Here is a 26727-nt window from a genome sequence, read left to right on the forward strand (position 1 = left end):
TTCGTGCGAGAGGGGGAAGGCTCGGCTCCGGGAGGGGGCGTTCGACGGTCATGGCGGGCTCCGTCAGAACCTGCTCAGGGCGTCCGGTCCGGCGCGGTCGTCGAGCACCGCGTCGAGTGCCGCCGCGTAGGCGTCGGCGTCGAACGGGAGCGGGGCGTCCGGGGCGGGCGTCCGGGGCCGGCCGGCGTCCGGGGCGGGGTGCGGCGGGGCGGCGTCCGGGGCGGGCACCCAGTACCGCTCCCGCGCGAAGGGGTGACCGGGCAGGCGCAGGGTGCGTCGCCGTCCGGCGGGGTGCAGGGGCCGCCAGTCGACGGTCTCGCCCCGGCACCAGGCGGCCGTGACGGCGTCCAGGCGGCGTTCGCGCAGCGCCTGCGCGATCTCGGGCGCGGGCACCGGGTCGCGCTGCACGCCGGTCCCGCGGGAGCGGCGCAGGCTGCCGGTGCTGACGTGGGCGGGCGGGGCGCCGTCGGCGAACCGGTGCAGCACGGCGCTCACCTCGTCGATCCCGCGGGCGACGAAGGCGAGCCGCTCCTCCAGGGCGGCACGGCCGAGTTGCAGGGTGAACGCCAGGTCGGCCGGGTCCGGTGCGCGGCCCTCGCGGCGGGCCCGGTCGAGGTGGTCGGCGAGCTGCCGGGCCGAGGTGCGCAGCCGCTCCGGGTCGCGGGCGGACAGGACGAACGCCTGCGGCTCGGGCGGCGCGGGCGGAAGGGCCGGCGGGACGGGCGGCTCCTCCAGGACGACGTGGGCGTTGGCGCCGCCGAATCCGAAGCTGCTGACCGCGGCGCGCAGCGGCCAGGGCCGGCCCTCGGCGTCCACGCGCCGCCGCCAGGGCCGCAGTTCGCGCACGACCTCGAAGTCGCCGTCGTCCAGCGGGAGCAGCGGGTTGAGGTCGGCGCAGTGCAGGGTGGGCGGCAGTTCGCCGTGCCGCATGGCGAGCAGCACCTTCAGCACGCCGGCGAGGCCGGCCGCGGCCTCCAGGTGGCCGATGTTGGTCTTCACCGAGCCGAGCGCGCACGCCGGGTTGCGCGGGCCGTCCGCGCGCCGCGCGCCGCGGGCTTCGCGCAGGGCGCGGTGGGCCCGGTGGAGCGCGTCGATCTCCACCGGGTCGCCGAGCCGGGTGCCGGTGCCGTGGGTCTCGACGTAGCCGATGCTGTCGGGGTCGATGCCGCGCATGGCGTCCTGGATGAGGGCGGTCTGCGCCGCCCCGTTGGGCGCGGTGAGCGACTGGGCGCGCCCGCCGTGGTTCTCGGCGCTGCCGATGACGACGCCCCAGATGGCGTCGCCGTCGCGGCGTGCCTGCTCCAGCGGCTTGAGCAGCACCGCGGCGACGCCCTCGCCGCGCACGTAGCCGTCGGCCCGGTCGGAGAAGGTCTTGCAGCGGCCGTCGGGGCTGAGCATGCCGGACATCTGCGTGGACACGAACGTGTCGACGCTGAGCAGCAGGTTGACCCCGCCGGCGATGGCCATCTCGCAGCGTCCGCTGCGGATGCTCTCCACGGCGCGGTGCAGGGCGACCAGCGAGCTGGAGCAGGCGGTGTCGACCGGCTCGCTGGGGCCGTGCACGTCGAGCAGGAACGAGATCCGGTTGGCCAGCACCGAGTGGGCGTTGCCGGTGGCGGTGTAGCCGTCGGGGGCCACCCGGGAGGCGTTGAGCAGCTGGTGGTAGTCGTAGCCGGACACGCCGAAGAACACGCCGGTGTTCCCGGGCAGCCGGGCGGGCGCGTAGCCGCCGTTCTCCAGCGCGGCCCACACGGTCTCCAGGGCGAGGCGCTGCTGGGGGTCCATCAGCTCGGCCTCCAGCCGGGACAGGTGGAAGAAGTCCGCGTCGAACCGGTCGACCCCGTCCAGCTGTCCCGCCCACTTCGGGAAGTCCGACCGCCGGACGACATCGGCGTAGGGCCCGTCGAAGCGGTCCCCGGGATAGGGGCGGACCAGGTCGGCGCCCTCGCGCAGCTTCGCCCAGAACGTGTCCAGGTCGTCCGCGCCGGGGAAGCGCCCCGCCGCTCCGACGACGGCGACCGCGCCGGCTTGGGCCGCCGCGCTGCCGGCGGGCGCCTCGGACGCCGCGGGGGCCGGGCGGACGGCGGCGCGGTGGCCCCGTGGCCCGGACGCGACGGACGCCGCCGCCGGAGCCGGGGCCGGAGCCGCGGCCTCCGGAGCGGAGGCGGGTGCGGGCCGCGGCCGGCCGCCGGGCTCCGGTCGTACGGATTCCGGCGCCGCGCTCCCGGCGCCGGGGCCGGTGCCCGCGGGCCGCAGAGCGTCGCCGTACCGTTCGATCAGGTGCCGGCTCAGGCTGCGGATGTCCGGGCACTCGAAGAACAGCGTGGGCGTGACCTCGACGTCGAGCGTGGCGCCGACCTCGGTGGCGAGGTGGGCCAGTGAGATCGACTCGAAGCCGTACGCGGAGAACTGCGTGTCGGCGTCGATGTCCGCGACCTCGAACTTCAGCAGGTCGGCGACGATGTGCCGCAGCGTCTCCACCAGCGTGTCGCTCCGGTCGCCGGCGACCGGCTGCGCGGCGGCGGTGCTCCCGGTCACCGGTGCCGCCGGCGGCGTGCCGTGGGCGGCGGCGGATTCCCCGCCCGGGGAATCGGCTTCCCCGTCCAGGGACTCGGGCAGCGGTCCGCTGCCGAACACGGCGTCGTCCAGGCGGCCCAGCACCTCGCCGTGCTCGTCGAGGAACACCGCCCCGACGTGCCACGTCTCCCCGCGCTCCGCGGTCAGCACCACGGTGCGGGTCCGGTCGAAGCCGTCGCCGTGCAGGGCGCCGAGCGCCACCGGGCAGAGGGCGCCGGCCTCCTTCCGGCCGGCCGGGTCGGCGGTCGCGTGGAGGTACATCACGCCCTGCGTGACGCCCGCCAGCACCCACGCCGGCACGCGCACGCGCTGCTTGTGCGGGTCCTGGCACCGGTCGGGCTCGGCGATCCGCAGCAGCAGGCGCCCGTCGTCCAGCGTGGTCGCGCCGGTCACGCAGCGGCCGTACGGCCGGGCGTCCACGCCCGCCTCGCCGAGCCGTTCGTAGAACGCCTCGCCGTCCGACGCCGCGGCCCGGCCGGCCGGGTCGGGGGCCGTCGCGGCGGCGGTGGGCGGTGCGGGCACCACGTCGGCGTGGAAGCGGAGCGTGGGCCGGGCGCCGCCGAGGTGCCACAGCTCCGCGCGGTGCCGGCCCTCCCCCGCCGCGCCGAGCCGCCACTCCAGCTCCGCCGGGGCGTCGGCGGGCAGCGGCAGCGCGCCCCAACGGGCGTGCTCCACGCGCAACGGTCCGGTCAGTCCGGCGAGTTCCGCGAAGGCGGACGCCGCGTCGGCCAGCGCCAGCGTGACGTAGCGGCGGGTGCGGCCCGAGGTGTGGACGTAGTCGAGCAGCTCGTCGCCGCGCAGGGTCAGGCCGTGGCGCACGCCGCGCAGGTCGGACCGGTTGACGCCGATCCAGGGGTGGGCGCGCCGGGCGAAGGCCAGCGGGCGCAGCACGCTCGGCGCGTCCTCGTGCTCGGGGTACCAGCAGCGCACCTTCTCGAACGGGTAGGCCGGCAGGGACAGTTTGGCGGGGCGGCTGCCCCGGGGCCACAGCCGGTCCCAGTCCAGGGCGGCGCCCTGCGTCCAGTACCGGCCGAGGTCGTCCAGGGCCCGCTCGTCGAAGGCCCGCTCGACGGCGGCGGTGTCGGTGGCGCGCCGCTGCCGCAGGATGCTGGCGGTGTAGTGCACGCCGCCGGGCGGCGCGGGCGCGTCGGCCGTCCAGTCGACGGCGCTCAGCCGTTCCAGCTGCCGTACGGCGTCGGCGCGGTCGGCGGCCACGAAGGCGAGCCGGCAGGGCAGTTCGTTCTTGCCGGTCTGCAGGGCGTGTGCCAGGGCGTCCAGGGAGGGTCCCGTGTCGCGCGCGTACGTGTACAGGTCGCGCAGCACGCGGCCGAGGGCCCGGGGGGTCGTCGCGGAGCAGACCAGCAGCTGGGGCCGTCCGCTGTCCGGCGCGCAGGCCACCGGCCCGGCGTGCTCCTCGACGACGATGTGCACGTTGGCGCCGCCCGCGCCGATGGAGGTGACACCGGCGCGCAGCGGCGCCTCGACGGTGCCGTCGCCCGCCGGGACGCGCGGGCGCCGCCACTCCTCCAGGCGGCGCTGCACCACGAACGGGGTGGTGGCGAAGTCGACGGACGGGTTGGGCGTCTCGGAGTGCAGCGACGGCACCAGCGTGCGGTGCCGCAGCTGCAGCAGCACCTTGGTCAGTCCGACCAGGCCGGAGGCGGACAGCAGGTGGGCCACGTTCGACTTGACCGAGCCGAGGGCGCAGAACTGCCGGTCCCGGGTGTGCCGGGCGAAGGCGAGACTGGCGCCCTTGATCTCGATGGGGTCGCCGAGCGCGGTGGCCGAGCCGTGGCCCTCCAGGTAGCTGATGGTGCGCGCGTCGACCCCGGCGTCGTCCAGGGCCTTCTCGATCGCGCGGGCCTGCAGGTGCGGGCTCGGCACGGTGAAGCCGTTGCGCACCCCGGCGTTGGTCATGCCGGTGCCCTTGATCACGCCGTAGACGTGGTCGCCGTCGGCGACGGCCTCGGCGAGCGGTTTGAGGACGACCGCGCCCACGCCCTCGCCGAGGATGGTGCCGTCGGCGCCGACGCCGTAGCTGCGCACCACCTCGGCGGTCCGGGTGGTGAAGTGCGCCTGCGAGGTGGCGATCAGGTCGTACGGGTGCAGCATCAGGTTGACGCCGCCCACGACGGCCATCCGGCACTCCCCCGCGCGCAGCATCCGCACCGCCTGGTGCACGCAGGCCGAGGAGGACGCGCACATGGCGTCCAGGAACATCGACGGGCCGGTGAACCCGTAGTAGTACGACAGCATGTTGGCGATCACGCCGATCTCGCTGCCGCTGGTCACCGAGCCGCGGGTGAGCATGTTCTGGAAGCCGTACAGGTGGTAGCTGTTGTTCATCGATCCGACGAGGACGCCGACGTCGCCGTCGTAGCGGCGGCGCAGCGTCTCGCGCGAGTAGCCGGCGTCCTCCAGGGCCGTGACGCCCGCCTGCAGGAACAGGCGGACCTCCGGGGAGAGGATCTCGGCGTCCCGCTGGGAGATGGAGAAGTAGCGGGGGTCGAAGGCGTCGATGTCGCGCAGGAAGGTGCCGGTGCGCACCACCGTCTTGCCCAGGACGTCGCGTTCGTCGTGGTAGAGGTCACGGTGGTGCCAGCGCGACTCGGGCACCGGTTCGAAGCTGTGCCGCCCGTCGCTGAGCAGCCGCCAGAACTCCTCCAGCGTGTCGGCGCCCGGGTAGCGGCCGGCCATGCCGACGACGGCGATGTCGTGCCAGCCGGGGTCGGTGCCCGGTGCGGGGGCGGGAGCGGTCACCGCGGCGGGGGCCAGGGCGGCGGGAGCCGCGGGGGCGGCGGGGGCTGCGGGGGTGTCCGCCGCCGGGCGGGCTCCGGGCCGGTGCTCCGGCCGCGCCCGCGGTTCCGGCTCCGGCTCCGGTTCCGGTCCGGCCGGCGCCAGCAGTTCCAGCAGCCGTTCCCGGTGCTCGGTGACGAAGTAGTCCGCGACGCCCGCGAGGTCGACGTACTCGAAGAAGAGCGTCTTGGGCAGCGAGCCGAAGTCGTCCTCCAGCCGGCTGGTGAGGTCGACGATGGCGATGGAGTCGATGCCGTAGTGCTCCAGCTTCTCCTCCACCTGGACGGTGTCGGGGTCCTGCCGCGTGACCTCGCCGAAGACGCGCCGCAGGTAGTCGTGCGTGAGGGCGCGCAGCTCCCGCTCGCCGGTCTCGCGCCGGCCGCCGGAGCGCGGCGCGGCCCGCTCCTCGTGCGCGCCGGGGACGCCCGCGTAGCGGCGCAGCTTCTCCGGTTCCCCGAAGAGCACCGCGCGCCGTACGGGCCCGTCGGTGCGCAGGGCGCGCTCCAGCGCGTCGAGGCCGGCCTCGGTGGGGAGCGGGACGACGCCGTTGCGCTTGCGCAGGTAGGCGAGGCTGGCGGTGTCGACCCGCATGCCGCCCTCGGCCCACAGCGGCCACTCCACGACGCGCAGGGTCCGCTCCGGGCCGGTCCGGGTGACGGCGTAGGAGGCGAGGTAGGCGTTGGCGGCGGCGTAGTCGGCCTGCGCGGCGTTGCCGAACGCGCCGGCCACGGAGCCGAACAGCATCAGGAAGTCCGGCCGGGCGTCGCGGGTCGCGGCGTCGATGTGGGCGGTGCCGTCGAGCTTGGGCGCGAGGACGGCCGCGGTGCGCGCCGGCGGCTTGGCCACGAGGTAGCCGTCGTCGAGGACGCCCGCCGCGTGGAAGACGCCGTCGAGGCGTCCGAACCGGTCGCGGATCGCGGCGACCGCCTCGCGCACGCCGTCGGCGTCGGTGACGTCCGCCGGGCGGTAGAGGGCCTCGCCGGGCAGGCCGGCGAGCCGGTCGCGCAGCCGGTCGACGGCTTCGCTGCGCTCCCTGCGGCCGCTGAGCACGACGGTCGCGCCGTACCGGCGGACCAGGCGTTCGGCGAGCAGGGTGCCCAGGCCGCCGGCGCCGCCGGTGATCCAGTACACGCCGCCCGCGCGCAGCAGGCTGTCACCGTCGGCGGCCGGGGCGGGCAGTTCCACGGTCACGCAGCGGGTACGGCGGTCCTGCCGGTCCCAGGCGGTCTCCTCGCCGTCGTCGGCGGCGGCCTCGGCGCGGACGACGCGCTCGAACCGGTCGCTGTCGTGCGGGTCGAGGCCGTCGACGAGGACGAGCCTGCCGCGCAGCGACGGGTCCTCCTGGCGGGCGGTCTTCAGCACGGCGGCCAGCGGGGCGTGGACCGGGGAGTCCGGGGCGCCGGGTGCGACGACGAGGACCCGCCGGGTGGAGTCGCGGTCGCCGAGCAGCCGGCGCAGGTGCGCGCAGCAGGCGTCGAACGCGGCCTTGGCGGCGGCGGCCTCGGCGTGCGGCCCGCCCTCTCCGGCCGGCCGGGCGGCCGGGAGGGGCAGGATGTCCGCGCCCAGGCGGGCGGCGGCGGCCGGGACGTGCGCCTCGTCTAGGGCGGCGTTGAGGACGACGACCGCGGCGGGCCGCCCGGACGCCCCGGCGGGGGCCGGGGCGTCCCGCCAGGCGCGGGTGACCTCGATGAGCCGGCCCTCGGGGGCGGGCTGCGGGGGCACGGTGTCCCCCCGGCCGGGGACGGTCGCGGCGGGCGCGGACGCCTCCTGCGGGGCGGGCTCGGCGGCGGGCGCCTCCTGCGGGGCCGGCGCCTCGGGTGCGGCGGCGGTCAGCGGACGGGCCGCGTAGCCGCGCATCCGCACGCACAGCCGGCCGTTGTCGTCGTAGAGGTCCACGTCGAGCTTGGGCACCTCCGTGCGGCGTTCCCCGCCGGGCCGCAGCAGGGCCCACATCACGGACGTGGTGGGCGCGTGGGCCTCCAGGGCGTCCAGGGCGAACGGCACCTGCGGGGCGTCCGGCCGCCGCCAGCCGGCGCCGTCGGCGTCCGCGCCCACGGCGAGGGCGGCCTGCAGCGCGGAGTCGAGGATCGCCGGCTGCAGCGCCGGACCGCCGGCCGCGCCGGCCGGCAGGACCAGCCGGGCCAGGACGCCGTCCGGGCCGCCGTACACGGCGTCCAGGCCCCGCAGCGCGGTGCCGTGCGCGATGCCGGCGGCCCGCAGGGCGGCGTAGCCCGCGGCGACGTCGACGGGACGGGTGTGCCGGCCGCGCAGCGCCGTGAGGTCGGTCGTCTCCTCGGTGAGCGGGCGCCATTCGACGCGGCCCCGCGCGCAGGGCGAACCCGAGGCGTCGAGGACCGTGTAGTCGTGGCCGTCGCCGCGCGGCACCAGGCGCAGTTCGGCGGCCAGCCGGGGGGCGTCGACGCGCAGCGGGCGGATCCACACGGCGTTGCGCACGCAGGGGCGGGCGCCGGCCGGGTGGTCGCCGGGCGCGGCGGTGTGCCGGGCGGCGGCGGTGACGAGTTCCAGGACCATGACGCCCGGCACGATGCGGGCCCCGCCCACGAGGTGGTCGCGGACGAAGTCGTGCTCGGCGTCGAACAGCAGCGGGAAGCGCCACTGGCCGTCCTCCCGGCGGCCCTCGCCGAGCGGCGGGGCCGGCCGCGCGGCCGGGGCGGCGGTGCGCTCCGGCGCGGTGGTGGGCCGGAACCAGTGCGGCGTGCGGGCGAAGGCGTAGCCCGGCAGGTGGATGCGCCGGCCGCCGCCGGGCCACTGGGACCAGTCGACGGGCAGTCCGTCGGCCCACGCCGCCGCGAACTTCGCCAGGCGGCCCTCCTCGATCCAGCGCGCGCCGAGCGCCGCCAGGTCCTCGGTGTCCAACGCGCCCAGCTGCGGGTTCCCGCCGGCCCGGCCGCGCAGGCAGTCGTCGGGCAGGTCCTCGCCGGCGGCGAAGCGCTCCAGCTGCCCGGCCCAGGCGGTGATGTCGGCGGCCCGGAAGACGACGCGTTCCCGCATGGGCACCCGGCCTTCGCGCAGGGTGTGCGCGATGTCCGCGAGGTCCGGCACGGCGTCCTCGGCGAGCCGGGCGCGCGCCCAGCGGGCGAGCCCGGCGCAGGTCTCCCGCAGGCGCTCCTCGTCGCGTGCGGACACCGGCAGCCACTGCTCGCGCGGGCCCGCCTCGCCGTCCCGGTCCGCGGGTTCCGCGTCCCGGCCGGCCTCGTCGTCCCCGGGTCCGGGGGACTCCAGGAGCACGTGGGCGTTGGTGCCGCCGAAGCCGAACGAGCTGACGCCCGCGCGCAGCGGGGCGGCGGGGTCGCCGGTGTCCCAGTCGGTGAGGCGGTCCACGACGTAGAAGGGGGTGCCGTCGAGTTTGATCAGCGGGTTGAGCCGGTGGAAGCCGACGGTCCCGGGCAGCTTGCGGTGGCGCATGGCGGCGATCACCTTGAGGATGCCGGCGACTCCGGCGGCGCCCTCCAGGTGGCCGATGTTGGACTTCACGGAGCCGATGCCGCAGCGGTGCCCGGCCTCGGGCGGGGTGCCGGAGCCGGTCGCCTTCTCACCGTCGCCGCGCAGCTCGGCGAAGGCCTGCTTCAGGCCGCGCACCTCGATCGGGTCGCCGATCCGGGTGCCCGGGCCGTGCGCCTCGATGTAGGTCACCGTCTCCGGCGCCACCCCGGCGCGCCGGTAGACGCCGGCGATCAGCTCGGCCTGCGCGGCCGGGTTGGTCACCGTCAGCGAGCTGGTGCGGCCGCCGTGGTTGCTGCCGACGCCCTTGATGAGCGCGTGCACCGGGTCGCCGTCGCGTGCGGCGTCCCCGGCGCGCCGCAGCAGCAGCACGCCGCCGCCCTCGCCGCGGACGTAGCCGCCGGCGTCGGCGTCGAAGGCGCGGCAGCGGCCGTCGCGGGAGAGCATGCCGGCCTTGCTGAAGGCGATGAAGTGGCGCGGCGACCAGCACAGGTTGACGCCGCCGGCGAGGGCGTAGTCGCAGTCCCCGGCGCGCAGCGCCTGCACGGCCTGCTGCACGGCGACCAGGGAGCTGGCGCAGGCGGTGTCGTTGACGACGCTCGGGCCGCGGAAGTCGAAGTGGTGGGAGACCCGGTTGGCGATGATCGCGTAGGCGACGCCCGTGGGGTAGTAGGCGTCGATCTCCGCGACTTCCTGCTCGATCAGCTCGGCGTAGTCCCAGTGGCAGACGCCCATGAACACGCCGGTGCGCGAGCCGGCGAGCCGGTCGGCGCGGTAGCCGGCGTCCTCCAGGGCGTGCCAGCTCAGTTCCAGGGCCATGCGCTGCTGCGGGTCCATGGACTGCACTTCGCGCGGCGACAGGTGGAAGAACTCGGCGTCGAAGCAGTCGATGTCGTCGACGAAGCCGCCCCAGACGCTGTTGGTCTTGTTGAACTCGCGGCGCGGGTCGCCCGCGTGGTCCTCCTTCCGCCACCGTCTGGCCGGTACCTCGCTGATCAGCGAGCGGCCCTCGGCGAGGTGGGTCCAGAACTCGTCCATGGTGCGCGACTGCGGCAGCCGCAGGGCGGCGCCGACGACGGCGACGTCCCGGTCGCCGCCGGCGGCGGGGGCCGTGTGTGCCTGGGGCATGGGGGCGTTCTCCGTATCAGACCGACACGGCGCTGCTGCTGCGCCGGTCCACGACGTGCAGGGCCAGGTCCTTGGGCGCGCGTTCGGCTCCGGCGCGCCGGACGAACCAGTGGTGCAGCCAGACCAGGGAGGACAGCAGGACGAACGCCTGGTTCTCCTTGGTGCCGACGCGCTCGGGCGGGGTGTCGAACACGCGGTTGACGAAGGCGGTGACGAAGCGGGGTTCGAGCACGCCGATGTCGTCGAGGGTGTCGGCGTCGAGGAGCAGGTCCCGGTAGTCCGGCCGGGAGCGCACGAACGCGGCGCTGTCCGGAGCGCGGTAGGGGAACTTGCCCTTCTGCAGGACGCGGCGCGGAAGGACGTCCTCGTAGGCGCGTTTGAGCAGGTATTTCTCGTCGTAGCCGTCGTCGAAGCGCAGGTTGACCGAGACGGCCAGGCGGACCACGGCGGGGTCGAGGAACGGGCAGCGGTTCTCCACGCCGTGCGCGAGCGTCATGCGTTCGCCCTGCGTGGAGAGCAGGTAGCCCGCGAGCAGGGTGCGGAACTCCAGCCACTGGGCCTTCTGGACGGGGGTCAGCCGGTCGTAGCCGGGTTCCTCGGCGACCAGGCGCCGGGCGGCGGCGAAGGGGTCGCCGGGGTTCTTCAGCAGGCGCGTGGCGAAACGGCCGTTCTGGAACCGCATCTGGTGGGAGAACAGGCCGGGCAGGCGTTCCTCGGTGAACTGCCGGTAGAGGCCCAGCATGCGGCGGTGGCCGTCCTCGCCGTTGAAGTGCCGCAGGTAGGGGTGGAGGCGGGCCATGCGGCGCAGCCGCGTCTCGTCGTCGAGTTCGTGCCAGGCGGCCAGGAGCCGGGTGTCCTTGAAGATGCCGTAGCCGAGGAACGCCTCGTCGGCGCCCTCGCCGCTCAGCACGACCTTGATGCCCTGCCGGCGGACCTCCTCGGCCAGCAGGTACATCGGGACGAACGCGGTGCGGAAGGCGGGGACCTCGGCGTGCCGTACGGCTTCGGGGAACGCCTCGACGACGTCGGCGTCGGACACCTGCACGGCGGTGTGCCGGGTGCCGAGGTGGGCGGCGAGTTCGTCCTGTTCGGCGGACTCGTCGAACTCGGGGTCGTCGAAGCGGACGGAGAACGTGCGCAGCGGTCGGCCGGTGCGCCGGGCGGCGAGGTGGGCGACGATCGAGGAGTCGAGGCCGCCGGAGGCGTAGACGCCGACCTCGACGTCGCTGCGCAGCCGTACGTCGACGGCGCGTGCCAGCTCCTCGCGGATGCGTTCCAGGGCCTCCTCCTCGGTGGCGGGGCCCGGTCCCGCGGTGAGGTCGAGGTCGGTCCAGCGGCCGCGCTCGGCGCGGTGGCCGTCGAGGCGGAGGTAGGAGCCCATCGGGATCTGCTCGATGCCCCGGTAGCCGCTCTGGTCGGGCAGCGGCGTCCAGGTCGCGAAGATCGACGCGAGCTGCTCGGGGTCGAAGGCGAACGTGAAGCCGGGGTAGGCGAGGAACGCCTTCATCTCGGAGGCGAACAGCCAGGCCCCCTGGTGGCGGGCCACGTACAGCGGGCGCTTGCCGAACCGGTCGCGCACCAGGTGCAGTTCGCCGGTGACGGCGTCGTGCAGGGCGAAGGCGAACGCGCCGTTGAAGCGGCGCAGGCAGTCCCTGCCCCAGGCGATCCAGGCGTTGAGGACGACCTCGGTGTCCGACTCGGTGCGGAACGCGAAGCCGAGCGCGGTCAGTTCCTCGCGCAGTTCGACGTAGTTGTACAGCTCGCCGTTGTAGCAGAGCCAGTGACGGCCGTCCGCGCTGCCGACGGGCTGGGACCCGCTGGCGAGGTCGATGATGCCGAGCCGGACCGTGCCCATGGCCAGGTGGTCGCCGAGGAAGCAGCCGGCCTCGTCGGGACCGCGGTGCTCGATCTGGGCGAGCATGCCGCGCATCACGTCGTGGTAGGACGGGGCCGGCAGTCGGCTGCCGTAGAACCCTGCGATCCCGCACATGAGGCCGTCACCTGCTCCCGGTGCTCTGCCGCGGCGCGGAGCCGACGAAGTCGCGGATGCCGGAGAAGGAGACCACGACGCCGTTCAGCAGGTCCTCCTCGCCGAACTTCACCCCGTAGGTCTCCTCGATGTGCGCCATCAGCTCGATGTAGCCGAAGGAGTCGAGGATCCCGGCCTTGAACAGGTCGGTGTCCTCGGTGATGTCCTCGTCGAAGGTGAAGAGGAAGCGCTCCTCCATGTACCGCTTCAGCTCGTCCATGATCGGCCTCTCTCGCTCCCTGAGGATGAAGGTGTACATATGGGTGGTTTCCAGGCATGCCTCGGCATGCCTCGCCCTGGCGCGGCTCCGCGGGGGCGGCGTGCCGGACGGTGTGCGGCGGGTCAGACGGCGGACGGCAGCGGGTCCGCCGCGCCGTCGGCGCGCAGCGCGCCGACGGCGATCCGCGCGATCTCGGCCCAGTGGTCCCGGATGAAGAAGTGGTCGCCCGGGAGGCGGTGCGCGGTCAGGGGGCGGGTGGTCTCCTGCTGCCACGCGCCGATGTCCTGCTCGGTGAACCACTCGTCGTGCCCGGTCAGCACGGTGACCGGGACGTCGAGCGGCGGCTCGGTGCGGTGCGTGTACGAACCCAGCGCCTCGAAGTCGGCGCGCAGGATCCGCTCGTAGAACGCCATGAGGTCCTGGTGGTCGAACAGTTCCGCGGGAAGGCCGCCCAGCTGCTTCAGGTGGTCCCAGAAGGCGTCGGTGGGCAGTCGCCAGGTGTCCCGCTCGCGGCTCGGCAGCGCCGGCCCGCACTCGCCGGAGACGATCAGGTGACGCGGCGCGGGCAGCCGCTCGGCGCGCAGTCTGCGGCACAGCAGGAACGCCAGGCGGGCGCCCAGGCTGTGCCCGTAGAGCGCGTACGGCGCGTCGAGACGGTCGCGCAGCTGGCGGAGGAGGTCGTCGACGATGCCGTCGGTGTCGCGCAGCAGCGGCTCGGACATGCGCCGGCCGCGTCCGGGGCGTTCGAGGGTGACGACCTCGACGTCCGGGCACTGCTCGGCGAGTCCGGCGTAGGCGCGCTCGTCGCCGCCCGCGTAGGCGACGCAGAACAGGCGCGGCCGGGTCACCGGGACGCCCGCGGCCGGCGGCCGGTGCGCTGCGGGGGCCTCGGCGGTCCCGGGCGCCACCGGGCGGGCGGCCGCTCCGCCGGTTCCCGCCGGGGGCGGGGCGATCTGCCCCAGCATGCGGGTGAGCACACCGCTGCCGCCGGCCTCGCGGCAGGATGCGGGGGAGGTGTGCCGCAGCAGGAGGCGGACGCTGTCCACCCACCGCACGGGGCCCGAGATCTGGTCGCTCAGCAGCCGGGCGATCCCGCCGTCGGTGTACGGCCGGGCCGTGACGTTGGCGATCACGGTGGCACGCAGCGGCGCGAACCTGAAGCCCTGGAGGAACGCCCGGAACTCGGCTCGGGCCGGCTCCATGTACCGGGAGTGGAAGGCGGCCGACACGCGCAGGCGGGAGGTGCGCACCCGGCGGTCCTCCAGCAGGCCCTCGGCGCGGGCGATGTCCTCGACCGGGCCCGACAGCACGGTCTGGGCCGGGGTGTTGAGGTTGGCGATGTCGAGTCCCCGCAGTCCCTCGTCGGCGAGGAAGCGCGCGAGGTCGGACTCCGGCATGCCGACGACGGCCAGCATGCCGCCGTGTCCGGCCCCGGCCATCAGCTCGCCCCGCTTGATGACGAGTTTGAGACCGGTCTCGAAGTCGTAGGCGCCCGCCGCGAGCAGCGCGTTGTACTCCCCGAGGCTGTGTCCCAGGAGGTAGGCGCCCTCCGGTTCGCCGTCCTCCAGCGAGGCCAGGTAGGAGAGCGCGTTGACGACGTAGAGCGCGGGCTGGGTGTAGCGCGTGTCGTCGAGCCTGCCGTCGGGGTCCTCCAGGCACAGCCGTGGCAGGTCGTAGCCGAGGACGTCCGTGGCGAGCGACGTCAGTGCGGGGAAGCGGTCGAACAGTCCGGCGCCCATGCCCCGGCGCTGTGACCCCTGTCCGGGGAACAGCACCGCGGGGGCGGGCCCTCCAGTGGCGCGGGTCCGGCTCACGTCGGCTTCACCGGCCGCTGCGGAGCCGCGGATCCAGCCGATGAGGACGAGGATCTGCCAGGAGCCGGGGCACCGGCTCTCCGTGCGTGTCCGTCGTTCCCGAAGCAGCAGAATTCGCAACTCGGCGCGGCCGTCACTTCCGTCAGCCTTTCACGTGGGGGGAGGGGGATCAGCAGCGTTTCCACGACGCTAATGAGTGACCGGCTAAGGAATCCCCTAGGACTTGTCCGGGCGATCGGGTTCGCAGCCAGATGACAAGGGCTGCTGCTGTGGCGGTGCCGAGGAAGACGTAGCCGCGCTTGTCGTAGCGGGTGGCGACTGCCCGGGACCGCTTCAGGCGGTTGATCGCCCGCTCGACGGTGTTGCGCTTCCTGTAGCGGTCTTCGTCGAAGCCGGGCGGTCGTCCGCCGCGTGAGCCCTTGCGCGGGCGGGCGGCCCGGCTGTCGGTCTTCTCCGGGATCGTGTGCCGAATGCCCCGTCGCCGCAGGTACTCGCGGCAGGGCCCGTTGCTGTAGGCCTTGTCCGCCGCCAGGCTGTCGGGCTTCTTGCGCGGCCTGCCCGCACCGCTCCTGGAGACGCGAATCCTCTCCAGGACCGGCTCGAACCGGGTGCAGTCCGCGCTCAGGTGGAGCTTGCTGGTGGACCCGCCCCGCGAGCGGCCCAGGCCCTCACCTCCCGCACCACCTCCACCAGGCGGGCGACCAGGCTCTGCCACGGCGTCTCGCCCTGGTGTTCCACCTCTTCGGCCCCCTTTGACGCGGGTACCGGCGCAGGTTCGGCCCGAGCGCCGGCAGCGTGCTGATGAGCGCGCACGATGGTGGAGTCGACCGCGATGTCCCAGTCGGTCCCACCTGCCGCGTCGGCCCCGGCCTGGACCTGCTGGAGCAGGCGTTCCCAGGTTCCGTCCGCCGACCACAGACGGCGGCGTTCACAAACCGTTCTCCACGGACCGAACCGTTCGGGCAGGTCACGCCACTGCACGCCGGTCCGCACCCGGTGCGGAATCCCGTCGATCACCTGCCGGTGATCCCGCCACCTGCCGCAACGCCTGTTGCCGACCGGCAGGAACGGCCGAAGCCGTTCCCACTCGGCATCCGTCGGATCACCCCGCCCCATGCCCACACCAACAACACGGACGCGAAATAGTCACATGATCGGCCGGACACGTCCTAATCCGGCGCTGACGGGGGCGGGGAAACAGGCCTGGAGTTCCTGAACAGCCTGCGCCCGGTCGCCGCCTACTACTACTGACTTCGGCTCGTCAGGGTGAATCTTGATGAAGTCCCTGATGGGGCTGGAGCGGTGGCTGTATCCCGTGGTGTGTGAGGTATGCGGATGGGGGCGGGCTGACCGCGGCGGGGCGTCGGCGTCGGGAATCGGTGCGAATGCAAGCGGCCGAGCTGTTCGAGCAGAAGGTCAGGCCGCCGGAGGTGGCACGGCGTTTACGAGTGAGTCTGAAATCGGCCTACCAGTGGCATCAGCTGTGGCGGGACGGCGGTCGTGAGGCTTTGGCCTCCCGCGGTCCGAGCGGGTCGCGGTGCCGTCTGTCGCCGCGCTGCCTGGAAAAGCTTGCCGGGTATCTGGAGCAGGGTCCGGCCGCGCACGGCTGGGTGGAGAACCAGGTGTGGACTGCCGCTCGGGTGGCCACGCTGACCGGCCGGAAGTTCCACGTCTCCCACAGCGTCTCGGGCGCCACGAGGCTGATGCACCGGCTCGGCTTCAGCCCGCCGGTTCCCACACGGCGGGTCGCCGGACGCGACGAGCAGGCCGTCACCGTCTGGAAGGAGGCGACCTGGGCGGAGGTAAAAGAGCCCGGGCTGCCTGCGGGGCTACATCTGCTTCGAGGATGAAGCCGGGTTCACCCGCCGGCCGCCCCGGGGACGCACCTGGGGCCGGCGCGGCCACACCCCGGTCGTGACGGTGAGCGGGCGACGCTCGGGACGCCTGTCGGTGGCCGGAGTGATCGCGGTAAGGCTCGGCTCCCGCACCCGGCTGTGCCACCGCCCGCGCACCCACCGACCAGGCAAAGACAAGCGCCGCAGCATGGCAGAGCGGGACTTCATCGCGCTGGTCGACGGCGTCCACCAACTTCTCAAGGCGCCGATCGTGCTGGTCCGGGACCGGCTGAACACCCATGTCTCCCACGCCATGCGTGAGCTGATTGCCGAGCGCGAGTGGCTGACGGTGTTCCTGCTACCCGCGTATTCGCCCGACCTCAACCCGGTCGAGTGGGTGTGGGCGCACGTCAAGCGCAGCCTGGCCAACCTCGCCGTCGTCGCCCTGGACCGGCTCGAAGCACTCGTACGCAACCGCCTCAAGCGCCTTCGGTATCGGCCTGCAACCCTCGACGGCTTCATAGCCGGCACCGGCCTGACCCTCGACGGCCCAGCCTCACCCTGACGAGCCGAAGTCAGTACTGCTTGTCGATGCTTAGTTCAAAACGCTGGATGCGGCCTTCTCGCCCAGTTCGCCCGCGCCGTATCCGACGCCGAAGCAGGTGGCGCCAACAGCCAACCCGCCTACGCCTGCGGTCGGTGCGCTGACGGCGACGGCGACCGCGCCACATGCGGACTCGGCGGCGGCACCCGCCGCCAGGCCGACGCCGGTGGCCAAGGCGTCTTTGTAATTGCCCTCGTACACGTCCTTGGCCATGCTGCCGATGCCTTCGCTACCGCCACGGTCGGCAGCACCACCGCGACCGGCTTCCCACCCCGCCGCAGAACGTGCCGGGAGTGGCCATTCGGCCGCCGCTGACCATGCGCAGCTGCGAGTCGTCGGAGAGTCGACGCTGGAAATCACGCCCCCTCGGGGCTATGGAGGGCGGGTACAAGGGTCTGGGGCTGGGGTTGCTACCTGCCCTGTTGTGACCGACTGAAAATCAGGTAGAGCAAAGGCGCAGCGATGACGGCGAAGGAAATGAGCGCTGTTGTTCGTGAGGAACCCATCAGTCCGATGGCCAGTCCTGCTACCCCAAAGGCGATGATTACTGCCAGCAACAAGATCAGTTGGCGCTTATCCAATTCCTTCTCCTTGCGAAGTGACTGAAGCTCCGGGACGGCGCTGTCGCCGCCCCGGAGCTTCAGTCAGGTGAGCTGGGATCGTTTCGGGGTGCGACTAGCTTCCCAGAGCTTCACCGACGAGGAATAGGTGTGCGTGCGCTTGCCGGTGTCGTCGGCGAGGCCGAGGACGTTGCCGGTGGCGCCGGTGAGGTAGTAGTAGGACTTCCCCCCAGTCGTCATGGAGTTCAAGGTGCCCGCCGGTTCGCGGATGAATCCGATGTCGACGCCGTTGGTGGTCGTGGAGGCCAGGCCGAGTGCGGTGTGGTGGAACCAGGTTGAGCCGAGCTTGGTGCGTTCGGCGTCGTCCCTGCTGGAGCGGCCCGCTGCCGCAGCAGCTCAGGCATTTACCGTGACAGCTTCCCAGGCCGCTGATCAGGGCAGACGGCTACAACCGCCACTTGGCCGCAGCTATACGAGAACAGGACCGACACCGTTGTCGGTGCCGGATGACACCATGCGGCCATGAGCAACGAGACCTTCAACTGGCACGAGTTTCTGGGGCGTTGGCAAAAGGAGTGGGTTCCGCGCGCGGACGAGGACGACGACGGCGGGCAGACCGTCGTCCCTCTGGGCAGACCCGGGGCGGACGAGGCGGCGATCGCCGCGGCCGAGGAGCGGCTGGGGCGGCGGCTGCCTCCCTCGTACCGGGAGTTCCTGGCCGCGAGCGACGGGTGGCACGTGGACCAGGCGGCCGGGGTCTATCAGCTCGGCGGCGCTGCGGACATCGACTGGTTCCGGGATCCGTACGGCATGACCCCGCTGTACGAGCAGAACCTGGGCGACGATCCGCGCCAGGAGCACGTCCTGCTGGCCGGGATGTGGCAACGGGCGCTGCGGCTGGAGACGGACTCCGACATGTCGTACGCCCTGCTCGACCCGGGCGACAGCGACCAGGACGGTGAGTGGGCGCTCTACGTCTACAAGGGCTGGAGCGGTGAATTTCCGGACCGTTACCCGTCGTTCCGCGCCTACATGGAGGCCATGTACCGCGGCTTCCACGCGGACCGGGCGGAGCGGCCCGACTTCGTGAACGCGACCACGCGTCTCCAGGACGCCCATGTGGAGGAGGCCCGCCTGCTGGCCCTGCGCGGACGGTACGAGGAGGCCCTGCCCCTGCTCGAGGAGGCGCGGTCCTTCGGACGGCCGCGGAGCGCCGTCCTGCTGAACCAGCTCCGGCATCTGCTGGCCTCGGGCGGCTCCTGGGACTACGGCAACCTGGTGGCCGACCCGCGCTACCTGCCGGAGATCCTGCCCGTGGAGGCCATGAGGCCGGCGAGCGGGAAATGGCGGCTGGGCGGGGACGACCACTGGCTGGGGATGATGGCCGCCCGCGGGGCGGCCCGCGAGGCCGCCGAGGCCGTACTGAGAACGATGCGGGACGGCACCCACCGCTACGCGCCTCCCGGTCCATGGGGCCGGGCCGTCGCCGAGGCCCGGGAGTCGGCCCGCTGGGGGGCGACCGATGCCGCGTGGCGGGTGCTGCGGGACGCGCTCCCGTTGTGGGAGGCGCCCGGGCCCTCGTTGATCGCCCCGATCGGCCTGCTCGCCGATCCGGTCCTGGGCCCGCTGGTCACCCCGGAGCGTGGGCGGGAGATCCTGGCGACACCGCGGTCCGGTCAGACGGGCCCCGCTCCCGAGCCGGTGCCCGATCTCGACCCGCCGGGCCTCGCCTGGCTGACGGAGCCTGCGGCGAACTGGCGGCCGCTCGACGGATACCGCTGTGTCTGGGCCGAGGGCATCGGCCCCGCCCGCCTGCCCGCGCTGATCGGTGAGGAAGGCGCCGAACTGAGTGCGCCCACGGATCCGCGCAAGGCGTCCCGGCGGGCGCCCAAGCCCCATGAGCGGGAGGGCGTGGAACTCTGGGAGGACCGGGCCGTGGTCGCCGTCGGCCGCACTGCGGAAGGGTGGGCGTTCGCCTTTGACGGCCCCTCCCACCGCCACCTGAGCAAGCTGTTCCTGTCTCCCGCTCCGGCCGCCTCCTTGTCCGGCCGCGCGGTGGTGGTGTGGCGCGAGCCGGGGCGCTCGTCCCCGGATGAGCACCCGGCCGCGTTCCATCTGTCGGTGGCCGAACGGGGCAAGGAGCTGTACGCGTTCACCGTGCGGGGCACGGAGATCGAGCGCTCCGGCCGGATACCCGAGGCGCTGGACCCCGCACGGCTGTTCCGTCCGGAGGACTCCGAAACCGACTGCGAACTGCGTGTACTGGAGGCCCTGCACACCGAACTCGGGCTCTCGCTCCCCCGCTTCGCGCTGACCCGGGGCAGGCTCCCCACCTTCACCACCCGGTCCTGGACCCGGGCGCCACGCGCGGGCGAGGGGTTCGCCTACGCCTACCTCGTGCGGCATCGGCCCTGAACTCGGGCAGGCCCCGCACCGTCCGAGGAAGGCGGGCCCCGCCGGCGGCGCCCCCTGCCTCGCGGCGCCCGTCCGCAGGCCGGGTGCCGTACGAGTGGGGAGATCCACCGAGCAGGTATGAGATCACCCCGAGCACGGGGCGGCCGCTTTCAAAGAGCGCCATCAGGGTCACGCCCCGCTGGGGACAACGGGTGCTCAGGCCAGGACGGCGGGGACGGCGTCCTCGGTGGTCCAGTCGCCGTCGAAGAGCGTGGCGACCAGGCGGGCATGGGTCTCGGGGAGCTGGCCGGTGCGGTGCTTGGTGCGGGCTTTGGCGAGCCAGGCGCCGATCTTGATGGTTTCGCCATCGACGCGGATGATCTCGCGGGCGGTGGGGGCGCGGCCTTCGCGGTGGAGGAAGAGTTCCAGGAGCTGGACGGTCTGTTCGAAGGTGCGGCGGGCGGGGGCGAGGGGGGTTGGTGCCGGGGGCGGCGAGGTGGCCGTGGGTGCGCAGGTAGCCGGCGGCCGCGGCGAGGCGGGAGCGCCAGGCGGCGGTCGGCGCAGGTGCGCTTCGCGTCATTGACGATCGCCCACTTCTTGTCGGCGCGGCCGGCGGTCCGGTGGGCCTCGTCCATGATCGCCACAGGTCGAACGGCGGGACCGCATAGCCCGTGCGCTGGGTCTGCTCGATCTTGTCCAGGGAGTCGTAGGTGCAGATCACCGTCAACGCCCGGAGCTGGTCGGGTCCCTCCCCCACGACCGATATCGCGGCTGCCAGCGCGAGCGGGTCGCTGGTCGAGCCGACGCGCGCGGCGTCCAGGGAGGAGACGATCACCATGTGTTCGTCGTGGCCGTCGCGGCGCCAGGCCAGTGCCGTCTGCGCGGCCAGGTCCAGGGTGGGGACCACGAACAGCACCAGCCGCGCGCCGAGTCGGTCCGCCACCCGGATCGACACCAGTGTCTTGCCGGTGCCCGTCGCCGATACGAACAGTCCCCGCGTCCCTGGGCGGTGAAGGTGCCGCACGAGCTGCTCGACGGCTTCGGCCTGGTCGGGAAAGAGGACCGCCCTGGGGCGGCCGGGTCTGGGCGGTTCAAGCACAGTCATACGGCTCTTCCTTGCTGTGAAGCAGGCGGCATCCGGGCAGCGGGCGGGGGCGGTGGGGCAGCGCGGGCCACCGCCGAAGCGCCCCCGTTACCTTCTTCATGGCCTCGCAAGGAGGCTCCCGGCCTTCGGCCCGGTATGACTTGAGCCCCCAGTCGAGATGATCGAAAAGGTGGTGTCGCCGGTGCCGGAGGCATTGGCAGACCGCTGATGAGAGGCACGAGCGCCAAACCCTCAACCGGGTACGGCAGTCTCTTCGTGACGTGGATGCCGACACGCTGCTGCCGCAGGTGAGGCCGGGGAACAGACCAGGGCGGAAGCGACGGTCGTGACGGACGAAACCGACATCAGCGTCTATCTGGGGCTGGATGTCGGCAAGGGCGAACATCACGCCACCGCCGTCAATCGCGCTGGGAAGAAGGTGTTCGACAAGCCGCTGCCTAACAGCGAACCGAAGCTGCGGGAGCTGTTCGACAAGCTCCGGGCCAAGCATGGAACCGTGCTGATGGTCGTCGACCAGCCGGCTTCCATCGAAGCTCTGCCCCTGGCGGTCGCCCGCGATGCAGGCTGCCAAATCGCCTACCTGCCCGGGCTGACCATGCGGCGGATTGCCGATCTCTACCCTGGTGAGGCCAGGACCGACGCCCGTGACGCGTTCGTCATCGCGGACGCTGCCAGAGCGATGCCCCATACCCTGCGGGCGGTCGATCCCGCCGATGAGACGGTTGCCGAGCTCGCGATGATCGCGGGCTTCGACGACGACCTGGCGGGCGAGTCCACCCGCATCGCCAACCGGCTCCGCGGCCTGCTCACCCAGATCCACCCGTCGCTGGAACGGGTCCTGGGCCCACGGATCCAGCACCCGGCCGTGCTCAGGCTGCTGGAGCAGTTCGGCTCACCCGCCCAGATCCGCAAAGCCGGAAGGCGACGACTGGTCACCCTGATACGGCCGAAGGCACCGCGGATGGCCGAGCGGCTGGTGGAGGATATCTTCACCGCACTCGACGAACAGACCGTCGTCGTCCCGGGCACCGACGCGGCCGCACTGATCGTCCCCAGCCTCGCCAGTTCCCTCACGTCCGTCCTTGACCAGCGCAGACTCCTCGCCACAAAGATCGAAGAGCTTCTGGAGGCGCACCCTTTTTCCCCGGTCCTGATCTCGATGCCCGGCATCGGGGTCAGGACCGCCGCCCGCATCCTCATCGACGTCGGTGACGGCAGCGGCTTCGCCACCGCCAGCCACCTCGCCGCCTACGCCGGCCCGGCACCCGTGACAATGAGCACATAGCGGACCGCAAGCAGGCTGTGGTCAGCGCGGAGCGCCACCAAACCCGATCTCGTTCCCGTCGGGATCGCGGTACGTGGCCTTGCGCACGCCGTTCTCGTAGGTCTCCCGCTTCGCGGGCTCAAGTCCCCGACCGGAGATCTGGCTGATGAGGGTGTCGAAGTCGTCTACGAAGATGGTGTGCATCGCATGACCCGCGTGCTCGGGTAGGTGCTCGATCGCCACCGACCGGTGCTCTGCCAGTTCCCATACGGCCTCGGTGTCGCTCGCGACGAACGTAGGTGGACAGCCGAAGAGTCGTTCGTACCAGTCCAGCGCCAATGCGTAGTCGTTGACCGGGATGCCTGCGAATAGGTCGATGGACATGCCGCCATGGTAGGTCCGCTGACTCCAGCAAGTCTCGACGCCGATCACACCCACGTACGGCGAGCCACAAGATCGTGTTACGAGTTGTTAGTTGTATGAGGCCAGGAACGTTGTTGACGCGTGATGGTGTCGCGAATGCGAGCGGCGTGCCGTCGTGCGCTCCATACGGCCGGTGGTAGTTGTAGTGCAGGTTCCAAGTCTCCAGCGCTTTCTCGCGCTGGAGCATCGCGGAATGCAGGTATGCGTACCCGGCTCGCGCCCCGCAGGTCTTCACGCGGGCAGCCGCCCTGGCTTCGGGACTGTTCTTCCCGTGCACCCGCCAGCCGCCGCCGTCGGGGATGTGTCCGACCTTCTTCACCTCCAAATGGACCATGTGCCCGGGATGCTTCGCGGTGATCGTCTTGACCTCCCGGTTCGTCTCGCCGTCCGGGTCGATGAACCGCCGGCGGTTCAGCCCGAGTTGAGCAAGGTGCCGGGTGATCGTGCGCCGACTGACCGGGACTCCGTCCGCACCGAACTCGAAGGCGATGCGGGATGCCGACCACTTCTTCTCCCGACGCAGCTGCTCGATCCGCGCCACCGTCTCGCCGGCCGTCGCCGTCGGCTGCCGAACCGGGGCAGACGAGCGATCAAGCAGCCCGGGCTCGCCGAACTTGCGGTACCGGTTCACCTACTTCGACGCGGCCGCCCGCGAGATACCCATCTCTGCAGCCACATGCGCGATCGGGCGAGTGCGACAGCGTTCGATGAGCCGCTTGCGGCCTTCGGGAGTGAGAGGGGCGTTCCGGTGGGTTGTCGTAGCCGAGAGCAATCCGTCTCCTCTCTCGGACGTGGAGGGTCGGTCACGAAACGTTGATGAGGCGTCGAACCGCGTCGTACGCCGGCTTGGGTGTGTAGTCGTCGCGGAGGAGCCCGAATCCGTTCTGCCAGTTACCGTCGCTGATCCCGTCGCGGAGCGAGAACAGCTCGTACACGCTCACCTCACCCGTCGCGGCCACAGCCTCTGCGACGGCCTGCAGGATGCGCGCCTGCTTTGTCTCGTCGCGGGTGAGGCCGGTGGGCCAGCCGGTCTCGGTCACATGGATCGGCGTTTCCTCGGAAATTCCGGCGTCTCGAGCGACCTCGCGCAGCGTGTGGACGAGGAACTGTGCTCCTGCGCCCACTTTGTCCTCCGGGAGGGGGCGGAAGACGTCGGGGAACATGTCGAGGCCGATGAAGTCGAGCCGTGCGGTTGAGTCCGCGCCCAGAGCGTCGACCATCTTGGTCCAGAACGCCGGGTCGGCGACCCCGGCCCCGTTCACGCCGATTCCGACGTTCGCGCCCAACTGATCGCGTTCCTCGAGCCCGGCTGCGACTCCCGCGGAGACTGCCTCGAAGCAGCCCGGGAAGCCGCCGTCCTGTGGGTACGGCACGTTGAGTTCTTCGCCGACCTGGACTTTCCCACCGCCCCATGCGGCAACGTCTCGAACTGCCTGGCGCACGAACTCTGCGTATCCGGCAGGGTCAGGGTCGGTAGCGCGATAGCACGCCGTGAGATCGATCAGCCGGCCCAGCCCGGTGTAGTTCCCGGGATCAGCCGGCGCAGCAGCGACGCCGGGTTCTGGCGCTCCCGAGCCGCGGTAGTGCCGGTAGCAGCGGATGTAGAACTGCGCCGCATTACCCTGCAGTCGGTCCAGTGCGGCGCGCGTACGTTCGACGTCTTCTGGTGGCGTCGCTAGCGGAGTCAGGTCCACCAGATCCGCCGCGGCCACACCGGGCCAGATCCCAAACAGCATAACGAACTCCTCACTAGCCGTATACGGTTAATGGCCACTGTAGCCGTATACGGCTATGCGCGCTAGTGTGGAGCGATGCCAACGAACGCGCTCGCCAACCCGCTCGTGCTGCCGATTCTTGGGCTGGCGGCCGAGCAACCTCGGCACGCCTACGCCCTGTTCAGTGAACTGCGCTCGCGCTACGCCTACATCGGCGTGCGCAACTCGACCGTCTACACACTGCTCAACACACTCGTAGAGGCCGGCTGGCTGCGCTCGGAGCCGACAGACACAGATCGACGGACGTTCCAGCTGACCGCCACAGGCCGGCACGCTCTGGCCGAGCGAGTCGAGCACGAGCTCCGGGACGGCGCCCTCGGCGACCGCACTGCATTCATGACGGCGCTGGCCTATCTCGGAATCCTCGCCCCGAACGACGCGGCCGCCGCACTGCAAAGTCGCGTCGACCGCATCCGTCAGGAGGAAGAACGCGTTGAAGCTGCGCTCGACGAGGCTGGAAGCGTCCCTGAGCTACACATGATCGAGACCCATTACTACCGCGACCAGCTCGGTCACGAACGCTCATGGCTGGACGCGACCGTCCGCCGGATCCGCTCCAATACCCTCGCCTGGCCGAGCCGATAGTTCGCTTGACGCCAGCCTCGCGTCATGGCGAGGCCCATTCACCCACCGGCACCCGTGCACGAAGTTCCCGTCAACAACCTCATGGCCAACAACACACACCACCTCCACCAGGCGGGCGACCAGGCTCTGCCACGGCGTCTCGCCCTGGTGTTCCACCTCTTCGGCCCCCTCTGACGCGGGTACCGGCGCAGGTTCGGCCCGAGCGCCGGCAGCGTGCTGACGAGCGCGCACGATGATGGAGTCGACCGCGATGCCCCAGTCGGTCCCACCTGCCGCGTCGGCCCCGGCCTGGACCTGCTGGAGCAGGCGTTCCCAGGTTCCGTCCGCCGACCACAGACGGCGGCGTTCACAAACCGTCCTCCACGGACCGAACCGTTCGGGCAGGTCACGCCACTGCACGCCGGTCCGCACCCGGCGCGGAATCCCGTCGATCACCTGCCGGTGATCCCGCCACCTGCCGCAACGCCTGTTGCCGACCGGCAGGAACGGCCGAAGCCGTTCCCACTCGGCATCCGTCGGATCACCCCGCCCCATGCCCACACCAACAACACGGATGCGAAATAGTCACATGATCGGCCGGACACGTCCTAATCCGGCGTTCCCGGGCTTGCCGCGGGCCGTTCGTCGGCCGAGCGGCGACCGGCGGTACGAGCTGCTCCCGGGGGTCCCGGGGCGCGGCTCGACGCGCGCAGGGCGCGCGGGCCTCGCGGTCGCGCGGTCGCGCGGTCGCGCGGGTCCCGCCGGGGGCGCGGGTCGGCCGGGCGGCGGCCCGCGGGCGGAGCGTGCCGGCCACGGCGTGCCCCGGACCCGGACCGCGTCCGCGTGTGGCGCGGAACACTGCGGCTTTCCTTGAAAGAGGCCGTGGGACCCGGCCCGGCGTTGTGCCGACGGGCCGGACGGTGTCATAAAACTGATCACCGGACACCTGACGTGCTGCGCCGCCTCGGTGATCGAGGGTGCCGCACCGCGACCGAGGAGTGTTCCCCATGTCCCTGACCAGTGCACGATCGTCCGCCGGTGCGCGGTCCGCGTCCCGCGAGGCCCCCCGGTGGTGAGCCCCGCCCCGGGCCTCGCCCGCCAAGAGCGTCACCGTCCCCCGCGCCGGCCCCGCCGGTCCCCCTCGTCGTCGGGTGCGCCGTGCGCCCGCTGATGCGCCGGCTGCTGCCGGAGACGGTGGCGGTCGGCGAGGTACGCGGCGATCTGACGGAACCCCCGCTGTTTCCCGAGGAGGAGGCGGTGGTGGAGAAGGCGGTGGACAAGCGCCGCCGGGAGTTCGCGACCGGACGGCGGTGCGCGCGGCGTGCGCTGGCCGAACTCGGTCATCCCCCCGTGCCGTTGCTGCCGGCCGACCGCGGCGCGCCCGGTTGGCCCGCCGGGGTCGTCGGCGCGATCTCGCACTGTCCCGGCTACCGGGTGGCGGCCGTCGCACGCGCCACCGACCTGGCGGCGCTGGGCATCGACGCCGAACCGGCCGAACCGCCCCCGGACGGCGTCCTGGAGGCCGTGTCGCTGCCGGCGGAGCGCGCGGACCTCGCGCGGCTCGCCCGCGAGCACCCCGCCGTCCCGTGGGGCCGGCTGTTGTTCAGCGCCAAGGAGTCGGTCTACAAGGCCTGGTCGCCGCACGCCGGCCGGATGCTGGGGTTCGAGGAGGCACGGCTGCGGCTGGCAGTGGAGCCGGACGCGGCCGGGCCGGGGATCCGCGGCACGTTCACGGCGCGGCTGCTGGTGCCGCTGCCGCCCGCGGTCGCGGCGGTGACCGGTCCGGCCGGCGAGTTCGCGGGCCGCTGGCTGGTGGACGACGGCCTGGTGCTGACCGCCGTCCTGGCCCCCGCGCGCAGCGCGGGCACCGCCCCCGCGTCCTCCACGGCCTTCGGCCGTGCCCGGCGATAGCGATCCGGCGACCCGCAGCCTCCGCCGCCCCGCCCCTCCGGAGCGCCGCGTGCGGACGTCACCCGGCGACGGCCCCTGCCCGGCACCCCGTCGCACGCTCCCCCACGACCACTCCCAGCTCAGGAGGTCATCATGACGACACGCCTGTTCACCTCGGAGTCCGTGACCGAGGGTCACCCCGACAAGATCGCTGACCAGATCAGCGACACCATCCTCGACGCGCTGCTCAAGGAGGACCCGGCCTCCCGGGTCGCCGTCGAGACCCT

Annotated in this window: 16 protein-coding genes and 5 pseudogenes; 8 read left to right on the forward strand and 13 right to left on the reverse strand. The window is 72.7% G+C overall.

Annotation, left to right across the window (positions count from 1 at the left end; translation table 11 throughout):
• Positions 1-63: 63 nt before the first annotated feature.
• The 5 genes and pseudogenes from ACIBAI_RS27750 to ACIBAI_RS27770 all read right to left on the reverse strand — a co-directional run bounded on the left by ACIBAI_RS27750 (position 64) and on the right by ACIBAI_RS27770 (position 15142).
• A complete protein-coding gene (locus ACIBAI_RS27750) occupies positions 64-9963 on the reverse strand; it encodes an SDR family NAD(P)-dependent oxidoreductase (protein WP_399038431.1) in 9900 nt (3299 codons plus the stop codon).
• A gap of 16 nt (positions 9964-9979) precedes the next feature.
• Positions 9980-11953, reverse strand: a complete 1974-nt coding sequence (gene asnB / locus ACIBAI_RS27755; RefSeq protein ID WP_399038433.1) for an asparagine synthase (glutamine-hydrolyzing) — start codon at positions 11951-11953, stop codon at positions 9980-9982.
• A 7-nt stretch (positions 11954-11960) separates the two neighbouring features.
• The gene (locus ACIBAI_RS27760) at positions 11961-12251 is read right to left on the reverse strand and encodes an acyl carrier protein (RefSeq protein ID WP_399038435.1); all 291 of its coding nucleotides are present in this window, start codon (positions 12249-12251) and stop codon (positions 11961-11963) included.
• Between the two features lie 83 nt (positions 12252-12334).
• A complete protein-coding gene (locus ACIBAI_RS27765) occupies positions 12335-14026 on the reverse strand; it encodes a thioesterase domain-containing protein (protein WP_399038437.1) in 1692 nt (563 codons plus the stop codon).
• A gap of 169 nt (positions 14027-14195) precedes the next feature.
• A pseudogene (locus ACIBAI_RS27770) lies at positions 14196-15142 on the reverse strand (IS5 family transposase).
• Positions 15143-15411: 269 nt separating this feature from the next.
• On the opposite strand from ACIBAI_RS27770, the gene ACIBAI_RS27775 reads away from it, so the two are divergent.
• Together ACIBAI_RS27775 and ACIBAI_RS27780 are read left to right on the forward strand one after the other, a co-directional pair.
• Positions 15412-15876, forward strand: coding sequence for a transposase (locus ACIBAI_RS27775; protein ID WP_399038439.1), 465 nt, complete (start codon positions 15412-15414; stop codon positions 15874-15876).
• Positions 15860-16426 (forward strand): transposase, encoded by a 567-nt coding sequence (locus tag ACIBAI_RS27780; protein ID WP_399038454.1) that lies wholly within the window; start codon positions 15860-15862, stop codon positions 16424-16426. The genes ACIBAI_RS27775 and ACIBAI_RS27780 overlap by 17 nt, the downstream gene beginning before the upstream one ends.
• A 30-nt stretch (positions 16427-16456) precedes the next feature.
• Here ACIBAI_RS27780 and ACIBAI_RS27785 read toward each other — a convergent pair whose 3' ends face one another.
• The 3 genes and pseudogenes from ACIBAI_RS27785 to ACIBAI_RS27795 all read right to left on the reverse strand — a co-directional run.
• On the reverse strand, positions 16457-16678 hold the full coding sequence (locus ACIBAI_RS27785; RefSeq protein WP_399038441.1) for a hypothetical protein: 222 nt from the start codon (positions 16676-16678) through the stop codon (positions 16457-16459).
• A 197-nt stretch (positions 16679-16875) separates the two neighbouring features.
• Positions 16876-17046, reverse strand: coding sequence for a hypothetical protein (locus tag ACIBAI_RS27790; RefSeq protein WP_399038442.1), 171 nt, complete (start codon positions 17044-17046; stop codon positions 16876-16878).
• Positions 17047-17166: 120 nt separating this feature from the next.
• Positions 17167-17391, reverse strand: a pseudogene (locus ACIBAI_RS27795) (RHS repeat-associated core domain-containing protein); the annotation flags it as partial.
• Between the two features lie 156 nt (positions 17392-17547).
• On the opposite strand from ACIBAI_RS27795, the gene ACIBAI_RS27800 reads away from it, so the two are divergent.
• Positions 17548-19440 (forward strand): SMI1/KNR4 family protein, encoded by a 1893-nt coding sequence (locus tag ACIBAI_RS27800; protein ID WP_399038444.1) that lies wholly within the window; start codon positions 17548-17550, stop codon positions 19438-19440.
• Here the strand turns inward: ACIBAI_RS27800 and ACIBAI_RS27805 are convergent.
• Positions 19361-20524, reverse strand: a complete 1164-nt coding sequence (locus tag ACIBAI_RS27805) for a DEAD/DEAH box helicase family protein (RefSeq protein ID WP_399038445.1) — start codon at positions 20522-20524, stop codon at positions 19361-19363. The genes ACIBAI_RS27800 and ACIBAI_RS27805 overlap by 80 nt on opposite strands.
• Before the next feature lie 325 nt (positions 20525-20849).
• Between ACIBAI_RS27805 and ACIBAI_RS27810 the strand changes: the two are divergent.
• Positions 20850-21797 (forward strand): annotated as a pseudogene (locus ACIBAI_RS27810) (IS110 family transposase); the annotation flags it as partial.
• A gap of 33 nt (positions 21798-21830) precedes the next feature.
• On the opposite strand, the gene ACIBAI_RS27815 reads toward ACIBAI_RS27810, so the two are convergent.
• The 3 genes and pseudogenes from ACIBAI_RS27815 to ACIBAI_RS27825 form a co-directional block, all read right to left on the reverse strand.
• On the reverse strand, positions 21831-22172 hold the full coding sequence (locus ACIBAI_RS27815) for a VOC family protein (protein WP_399038447.1): 342 nt from the start codon (positions 22170-22172) through the stop codon (positions 21831-21833).
• A 223-nt stretch (positions 22173-22395) separates the two neighbouring features.
• Positions 22396-22983: pseudogene (locus ACIBAI_RS27820) on the reverse strand (helix-turn-helix domain-containing protein); the annotation flags it as partial.
• Positions 22984-23014: 31 nt separating this feature from the next.
• Positions 23015-23947, reverse strand: coding sequence for a hypothetical protein (locus ACIBAI_RS27825; protein ID WP_399038449.1), 933 nt, complete (start codon positions 23945-23947; stop codon positions 23015-23017).
• A gap of 75 nt (positions 23948-24022) precedes the next feature.
• On the opposite strand from ACIBAI_RS27825, the gene ACIBAI_RS27830 reads away from it, so the two are divergent.
• Positions 24023-24571 carry a PadR family transcriptional regulator gene (locus tag ACIBAI_RS27830; RefSeq protein WP_399038450.1) on the forward strand — a complete coding sequence of 183 codons (549 nt, stop codon included), beginning with the start codon at positions 24023-24025 and terminating at the stop codon, positions 24569-24571.
• Between the two features lie 24 nt (positions 24572-24595).
• A complete protein-coding gene (locus ACIBAI_RS27835) occupies positions 24596-24745 on the forward strand; it encodes a hypothetical protein (protein ID WP_399038458.1) in 150 nt (49 codons plus the stop codon).
• Between the two features lie 3 nt (positions 24746-24748).
• Here ACIBAI_RS27835 and ACIBAI_RS27840 read toward each other — a convergent pair.
• Positions 24749-25105: pseudogene (locus ACIBAI_RS27840) on the reverse strand (IS5 family transposase); the annotation flags it as partial.
• A 603-nt stretch (positions 25106-25708) separates the two neighbouring features.
• Between ACIBAI_RS27840 and ACIBAI_RS27845 the strand changes: the two are divergent.
• Both ACIBAI_RS27845 and ACIBAI_RS27850 read left to right on the forward strand, forming a co-directional pair.
• A complete protein-coding gene (locus ACIBAI_RS27845; RefSeq protein WP_399038452.1) occupies positions 25709-26461 on the forward strand; it encodes a 4'-phosphopantetheinyl transferase in 753 nt (250 codons plus the stop codon).
• A gap of 132 nt (positions 26462-26593) precedes the next feature.
• A partial coding sequence (locus ACIBAI_RS27850; RefSeq protein WP_399038456.1) for an S-adenosylmethionine synthetase N-terminal domain-containing protein occupies positions 26594-26727 on the forward strand: 134 nt, incomplete at its 3' end.

It is taken from the genome of Streptomyces sp. NPDC051041 (assembly GCF_044456065.1).
GTDB classification, from domain to species: Bacteria; Actinomycetota; Actinomycetes; order Streptomycetales; family Streptomycetaceae; genus Streptomyces; species Streptomyces glaucus.